This window comes from Gimesia fumaroli, assembly GCF_007754425.1.
Classification (GTDB): domain Bacteria; phylum Planctomycetota; class Planctomycetia; order Planctomycetales; family Planctomycetaceae; genus Gimesia; species Gimesia fumaroli.
This window is the reverse complement of the sequence record NZ_CP037452.1, coordinates 1,074,818-1,082,500: the sequence shown is the minus strand read 5'-3', so window position 1 is coordinate 1,082,500 and position 7,683 is coordinate 1,074,818. Positions and strand designations below refer to the sequence as shown.

6 protein-coding genes are annotated in these 7,683 nt (G+C 52.7%); 4 read left to right on the top strand and 2 right to left on the bottom strand.

Going from position 1 to position 7,683, the window contains the following annotated elements:
• Window positions 1-109: 109 nt before the first annotated feature.
• The 4 genes from rpiB (at window position 110) to Enr17x_RS04190 (ending at window position 5,775) form a co-directional block, all read left to right on the top strand.
• Window positions 110-571 (top strand): ribose 5-phosphate isomerase B, encoded by a 462-nt coding sequence (rpiB, locus tag Enr17x_RS04205; RefSeq protein WP_145306187.1) that lies wholly within the window; start codon window positions 110-112, stop codon window positions 569-571.
• Window positions 572-806: 235 nt separating this feature from the next.
• Window positions 807-3,074, top strand: a complete 2,268-nt coding sequence (locus Enr17x_RS04200; RefSeq protein WP_145306185.1) for a PSD1 and planctomycete cytochrome C domain-containing protein — start codon at window positions 807-809, stop codon at window positions 3,072-3,074.
• Window positions 3,075-3,081: 7 nt separating this feature from the next.
• Window positions 3,082-4,545 (top strand): DUF1501 domain-containing protein, encoded by a 1,464-nt coding sequence (locus Enr17x_RS04195; RefSeq protein WP_145306183.1) that lies wholly within the window; start codon window positions 3,082-3,084, stop codon window positions 4,543-4,545.
• A gap of 42 nt (window positions 4,546-4,587) precedes the next feature.
• Window positions 4,588-5,775, top strand: coding sequence for an ROK family transcriptional regulator (locus Enr17x_RS04190; RefSeq protein ID WP_145306181.1), 1,188 nt, complete (start codon window positions 4,588-4,590; stop codon window positions 5,773-5,775).
• A gap of 15 nt (window positions 5,776-5,790) precedes the next feature.
• On the opposite strand, the gene Enr17x_RS04185 is transcribed toward Enr17x_RS04190, so the two are convergent.
• Window positions 5,791-6,234 (bottom strand): transthyretin-like family protein, encoded by a 444-nt coding sequence (locus tag Enr17x_RS04185; protein ID WP_145306179.1) that lies wholly within the window; start codon window positions 6,232-6,234, stop codon window positions 5,791-5,793.
• Window positions 6,235-6,342: 108 nt separating this feature from the next.
• Window positions 6,343-7,287, bottom strand: a complete 945-nt coding sequence (locus Enr17x_RS04180; protein ID WP_145306177.1) for a DUF1559 domain-containing protein — start codon at window positions 7,285-7,287, stop codon at window positions 6,343-6,345.
• Window positions 7,288-7,683: the final 396 nt, after the last annotated feature.

The window sequence follows — 7,683 nt, the reverse complement described above, 5'->3', positions numbered from 1 at the left end:
CCTGAGTGCTACGCTGACTCGGTTTGAGGAATTCCACCTCAACCGGGTCCTCTGCAAAGGCACTCAAAGCGCAACCATTACTTTTAATCCACTCTAGAATTTGAAACGAATGACTTCACCAGCTCCTTCAGAACAACCTGTCAAAAAAATCGTGATTGCTTCAGACCATGCCGGCTATCGCTACAAACGCCGGATCATTGAACACCTCACAAAAGAAGGCTATCAGGTGGAAGATTTCGGCACTGATTCGACCGAGTCGGTTGATTATCCTGACTTTATCTTCCCGGCTGCGAAAGCGGTCGCAGCCGGAGAATTCGATCGCGGGATTGTGCTAGGTGGTTCTGGAAACGGCGAAGCGATTGCCGCCAATCGGGTCAAAGGCATTCGCTGTGCGGTCTGCTGGAACGAAAAGTCAGCCCGTCTGGCGCGAATGCATAATAACGCCAACATGATCTCGATGGGCGAACGGATGGTTTCCATGCACGACGTGTATGAAATCATCGATATCTGGCTGACAACCCCCTTCGAAGGGGGACGGCACATCAGACGGATTGAAAAACTAGACGAATAAGCGGGCAGAGACCTGAGGTCGCCCCACAAAAACCCATAACCATTACAATAAAAACTAGTTACAAAAAACCATTCACTCTCACTCGAATACCAGACAAGTAATGAAATCATTTGTAAACACCGTTGAATAAACCGGCCCTTCATTTTGTAAACGCCGTTGACAAAATGAAGATCGGCTGTAAGCTAGAGGCATTATTCAGACCCTATGTGTTCTTGCGGATTTGAAAGCACACACCATGAATTGCCGACTTCTTTATCAGTTTCTGTTAGCGGGAAGCCTGTTTTTCAGCGGTACTCAGTCAGGTGAAACGGCTGAGGGTTCGCCCGATTTCGAAACAGAGATCGTCCCCCTGCTGATCAATCGGTGTATTGAATGTCATCAAGAACAGAACAAGTCTGGAAGTCTGTCTGTCGTTACTCGCGCCGACTTATTAAAAGGGGGCGATTCCGGAACCGCCGTCGATTTGAAATCGCCGCTGGAAAGCCATCTGCTGGCGCGCGTTCGAGATGGCGAAATGCCACCCGAGAAACAGGGACGACCGCAAAAACTGCCTGCTGACGAACTCCAACGGCTGGAACGCTGGCTTGCCGCGGGTGCGCCCTGGCCTGAGGGGCGGAAGATTGACCTGTTCGAGCGAACCACGAAATTGCGTGCAGGGCGGGACTGGTGGTCTCTGCAACCAATCAAGCGTCCCGCAGTTCCAACGTTGAAAACAGGATCGCAGCCGGCGAACCCGATTGATGCCTTCATTCTCAAACGGCTGGAAGAAAAGCAGCTCAAGCCGGCCCCTCTCGCAGACAAGCGAACCCGTTTGCGACGCTTGTACTATGACATCACCGGACTGCCTCCTACTCTGAAGCAGATCACACAATTTGAAAACGACACCTCGCCCGATGCCTGGGAGCGACGAATTGACGCATTGCTGGCATCTCCACAATACGGCGAACGCTGGGCCCGCTACTGGCTGGATCTGGTCCGCTATGCCGACACCAGCGGTTATGAGCGCGATCAGGAAAAGCCGTTCGCCTGGAAGTATCGCGACTGGGTGGTCGACGCGTTCAATTCCGATCTGCCTTATGATCGCTTTATCCTCGAACAAATCGCCGGTGACGAACTACCGGATCGCAGTAAAAGTTCGGTCATCGCCACCGGCTTTCTACGATTGGGAACCTGGAATGATGAGCCCAACGATCCGCTCGATTATCAATACGATCGGCTGGAAGATCTGGTGCATACGACCTCATCTGCTTTTCTGGGCATGACTGTGAAATGTGCGCGGTGTCATTCTCATAAGTTTGATCCGATTACGCAGGAAGACTATTACCGCATGGCGTCGGCGTTCTGGGCCGGTCCCATCGCGGCCGGGGACCGGAAACTGCTGGGGGGACCGAAACCGGAACAACTGGGTTTCCCGGATGTGCTGGGATGGACCGACCTGAGTTCGTCCCCTGCCCCCTTACACGTTCTGAAAAATGGCGAGCGGGAACATCCGCTGCAGGCCGTCACGCCGGCTTCGCTTTCAATGATTCCCGAACTCGAACGCCCCTTCACCCCGCACCCGAAAGACGCCGACACGTCACACCGCCGACTGCAACTGGCCCGCTGGATTACAAATCCTAACCAGCCCCTGACGGCGCGCGTGTTTGTGAATCGTTTGTGGCTGCATCATTTTGGTGAAGGCATTGTCCGTTCACCGAACAATTTCGGTTTCATGGCTGATCCGCCGACGCATCCGGAGCTACTGGACTGGCTTGCCGCCGAGTTCCAGTCGGGAGGCGGAACAATCAAACGCATGCACAAACTGATTCTAATGTCGCGCACCTGGCAGCAGTCATCGCTGCATCCCCAGGCGAAAGAATATCAATCCCGCGATGCGGGAAACCGACTCTGGTGGCGGGCAGAACGCCGACGTCTCGATGCAGAGGCGCTGCGCGATTCCATGCTGGCGCGAACGGGCGAACTGGATCTGCGCCGCGGAGGCCCCGGCTTTCGTCCGGCGATCAGCGCCGCGGCACTGGAGGGTCTTTCAACCAAATCCAAAGCCTGGCAGGCCTCTCCCCCGGAGGAACAAAACCGGCGCAGTCTTTATACCTATTCCAAACGGGGCCTGCTGCCGCCGATGATGACGACCTTTGATTTATGCGACTCGACTCAGTCGTGCGGAAAACGTGATGTCACGACGGTCCCGACACAATCGCTGGCGATGCTGAATAATGAATTTGTGCATGCCCGCAGTGAAACCCTGGCCCGGGAAATCAGTCAGGCAACCAGCGAACCGGGAGCACAGGTTCGACAATTGTGGGAACGCGTTTATGCCCGACCGCCGGCTGCGGAAGAAAAGACGCTGGCGGTGCGACATCTTGTGGTTCAGTCAGCCCATTTCCAGAAATCACAACAACAGGCCGCATCCACCAGCTCAACAGAAATGACGCCGAACGAGCTCGCGCTGGCCTCACTCTGTCACGTACTGTTTAACTCGAACGAATTCCTGTATCTAGATTGAGATGTTCATGATGAATCAACGGCGTTTCCCTTGTGGCAACTCGCGTCGCGAGTTTGTATGGGAGATGGGAGCCGGTTTCGCGGGACTGGCGCTGACGAGCCTGCTCTCGAAAGACGGCTTTTTCGCACAGCAGGTCTCTGCAGACGAACCGCCACGGTCACTCAATCCAACTGCCCCCAAAGAGCCTCAACTCAAACCGCGGGCCAAAGCGTGCATCTTTCTGATGATGAACGGTGCCCCTTCGCAGGTAGATACGTTCGATTATAAACCGGAACTGGAAAAATACGCCGGAAAGCAGCTTCCAGCCGACAAGAAGTTCATCAATTCCGGTGGCCGAAAAATGGGCTACCTGACGCCGGCCTGGCGCAAGTTTCGTCCGGGTGGTGAAAGTGGATTGTTGGTCTCCGACTATTTCCCTGAAGTGCGCAAGCATGCGGATAAATTGTGCGTGTTGAACTCATGCCATACCGACAGTCACGCGCACGGCTCTGCACTGGTGGCGATGAATACGGGAAAAACGTTAATCGGCCGCCCTTCACTGGGAAGCTGGTGCGTATATGGCTTGGGGACGGAAAATGAAAGTCTTCCCGGTTACGTCGTCATGCTGGATAAGCGCGGCGGCCCGATCAGCGGTCAGCCCAACTGGTCGAGCGGATTCATGCCAGCCACTTATGCGGGAACGTTATTTCGCCCGGTCGGCGATCCGATTCTTGACTTGAAAGGACCAAAACATATCTCACCATCGGCCCAGCGCGAACAGCTCGATCTACTGGCGCGTCTCAACCAGCGACACCTGGATGCCCGGCCCGGCGGCCAGGAACTCGCCGCACGCATCAACAGCTATGAGCTCGCCTACCGCATGCAAACCGCCACTCCTGAAGCCGTCGACCTGACACAGGAAACCGAGCAGACTTTAAAAATGTATGGCATCGGCGAGAAACCAACCGACGAATACGGCCGGAACTGTCTGATCGCGCGACGACTGGTGGAGCGAGGCGTACGGTTTATTCAACTCTATTCCGGTGGCGGCCATCTTGAGGAAACCTGGGATGCGCATGAAAGTATCGAGAAGAATCATGGCCGGCACGCGGGGGAAGTCGATCAGCCGATTGCCGCTCTGCTGACCGATCTGGCACAACGGGGTATGCTGGATGAGACTCTGGTCGTCTGGGGAGGCGAGTTTGGTCGAATGCCCTTCAGTGAAGGAAAAAATGCCCCCGGGCGGAATCATAATCCGTATGGTTTCAGTATGTGGCTGGCAGGAGGCGGGATCAAAGGTGGCACCACTTACGGCGAAACAGACGAATTCGGTTTCGAAGCAGTACAAAATAAGGTGCATCTTCATGATTTACATGCTACCATCCTGCAGATGATGGGGCTGGATCACGAGCAGTTAACATATTTCCATCAGGGACGCGACGAAAGTTTAACTGATGTTGGCGGTCGTGTGATCCATGATATCCTTGCCTGAAATCACAATTGGAAATTTGAGGCTTATTTTCAGAGGAACTCAATGAGAACGCTGGTCTCTTCACAACCACAAATTTTGAGCCAGATGAATGAGCGGATGGTCCTGCGCATACTGAGGTCCAACGGTCCCAGCTCCCGGGCTGAGGTTAAGCGACTCTCGGGCGTCACGGCACCCACCGTTTCCAAAGCGGTCTCTTCTCTGTTGAAATCAGGAATGCTGGAGGAGTATGAGGAAGCAGCAACTTCGCGCGGGCGTCCTGCAAAAAAACTACGTCTGGCAGAAGAAACCGCACAAGTCATCGGACTGGTAATTGATACGCCGACATGTACGCTCGTCGCGACCGGACTGGATGGAAATATTCGTGAGAAGAAACAGATCGAATTCAAGACCCCCGACACCTATGAAGCACTGCTCCAGAAGGTGAGTGAGGAAGTCAACAAACTCAAATCTACTCATGGCGTTCGCACCTGGGGAGTCGGCATCAGCCTGCCTGGTCTGTTTGATTCGCACGAGGGACGCTCGATTCTGTCACCCAATGTGCCGATTACGAACAGTCAATATGTCCGGAAAGACTTGTCGAAACGGACCGGATTGCAATGCGTGGTATTACAGGAAACCGATGCGCTCTGTCTCGCAGAACGGCATGCTGGCCTGGCACGCGACATGGACGACTTCGCAATGCTGGATGCGAGCACGGGAATTGGCCTGGGTGTGTTTATCGAAGGCCGCCTGCTGAAAGGCAGCAGTGGTCTGGCAGGAGAAATTGGCCACTTACCGATGGTCCCGGATGGCGTAAAGTGCGGTTGCGGTCGAAGCGGCTGCCTGGAAACCATTGCCAGCGACACCGCTCTGACGCGGCTGGTTTCGAAACGTATCGGTCGTGATCTTGACATTCATCAGATCCAGGAACTCGTGCAAACCGATGATCTGAATGTCGCGGAGGAATTAAACAACGTCTGCAATCAACTCACGTTTGCACTGGCGACCGTGATCAATTTATTCAATCCACAGACACTCTTCGTACATAGTCGCATGTTCGATATGGACGCTGCACTCTTTGATCGTCTGATCGAAAACACAGAAACCAAGGCACTCGCTTCTTCCTTTCGAGACTGCCGCATCGAACGTGCCCGCAGCAGTAAGCAGGCAGGCGCGATTGCAGGCATCATCGAGCATCTGACCGATTCCCGCATTTCGGAATCGAATCCACACTTCCTGAAAGTCTTATAACAGTGCCTTGAATATCTACGGCTTACTTTTGAGATCAAACTCAAACGTGGTATGATTCGCGTCTACCGTGGCTTCGAGTGTCGACTTTTTATTGTACCGTTCGGGAATTTTGCTTTGCGGTTGATTCGAGGAACCCTCGCCCGATTCTTCATCCGGATTTTCCAAGTCTGTTTTGACCTGAATGCGGACGATTTTATCCCCCGTCAAACAGCCCGATTTTTCGGTGTTGAACATCAACGTAAAGGCGCCACTTTCATCGGTCACACCCGATGAATATGTTCCGTCGGGCGCTTCAAAGGCAACGGTTGCCCCGGATAACGGTTGGCCATCGAGGGTAACTTTCCCTGAGACATCAATCAGATCAAGGTTACTGTAGTCGGCATTAATCGAACCACCACAGCCGGCACACAACATCAACAGAGACAAAACGAAGCCGGGAGAAAAAACACGTACTTTCATGCTTATACACTTTCAACTAAAAACGACTCATGCAAACAACTGCCACCGCTTCATGGAATGGCAGTTGTTTCAAATTTGATACTTACCTGAGATAATGAGATCAGAACCTTACGGTGTCACCACTTCGCGTCCAAAGCGAGTCGACAGCCCCTGATACACGGTTTGATCGATATTCTCAGAGATGAAGTGGACCGAACCATCGGCGTAGGCCATATGGCCTCCCCCCACGTGCCAGCTGCCGTATGAAAGCTCCATGATATGACCACTGGCAGAGGGATCGGTGCGGCGAGCATTCATTTTGGCATAAGCGGAGCCGACAAACTCGGTGAACTCGGTTCCTCCGGTACCGTTATTGCATCCACAGGGATCGGTTTGCGGCGAGCCGATCACCCAGTGATCCATTGACTGACCATCTTTGCCGAATTCGATATCCGTTTGCGCTTCACACAACATGAAGGTATTGGATGTCCCGTCCTTGATATCACGCAAAGAAACGCTGCTGCAGGCATAAAACAAGCCGTTCTGAATCACTTCTTCCAGCGACTTCGTCCCCGATATTTTTGTCGAAGCATCGTCCGAAGTGGCTTCGGATCCAGAATTTCCCAGGTAACTTGAGGTAGCACGATTAGGAATATTATTGAAGCTGTAATGTTTTTTGATGGGGGAACTGGGGCAGAACAAAACAGGAAGATGAGTTGCCGCGGCATCGGTATTGGCGGAGCCGGAGTCCCAGTTGCCATCGCCGGATTCCTGAAAGATCAGGGTATTATAAACATTGGCCTGATCAATCATTGGCAGAATCATGGCACTCCAGGAGGCACCGCGCTGATCCCAGCCAAAGGGAAGCACGCCATGCAGATCATGGTAGTTGTGCATGCCGATGGCAATCTGTTTCAAATTATTCTTACACTGTGATCGTCGGGCGGCCTCTCTGGCCTGCTGGACGGCTGGCAGCAGCAGTGCAATCAAAATGGCAATAATCGCAATCACGACCAGCAGTTCGATCAATGTAAAACCGGTTCGTCGCTTCGACTGGTTGTCTGTGAACAACATGAGATTTCCTTATGGAATAAAAAAGGAACAAGGGAGAACGCAAAGAATTTGGTTTCACCTGTCCGGCGAAACCAGGTACGTTTCAAAAGCGGTGTGAAACGTGCTCCTTTATACAATCCCATTTCGAAGTTTTAATGAAGTGATCGTAAAATCAGGGAAGAGATGCTCTGAAAATAATTTCTTTTTTTCAGGCGGAGCAGAAAGCCTTCGATTACCACGCTCACGGAAACAGTGAAGCGTGAATTGCAGCAGAAACAGGACCATTCAACGCCGGTCAAAACAACAGCGGGAGAATCTCACAGACAATCCTGACGCCGCTGACTCTCGCTTTTAATGACAAAAACCATTAAAAATGGCCGACCAAGAAGTTTTCATGAATTCATTTTGAAGATCTCA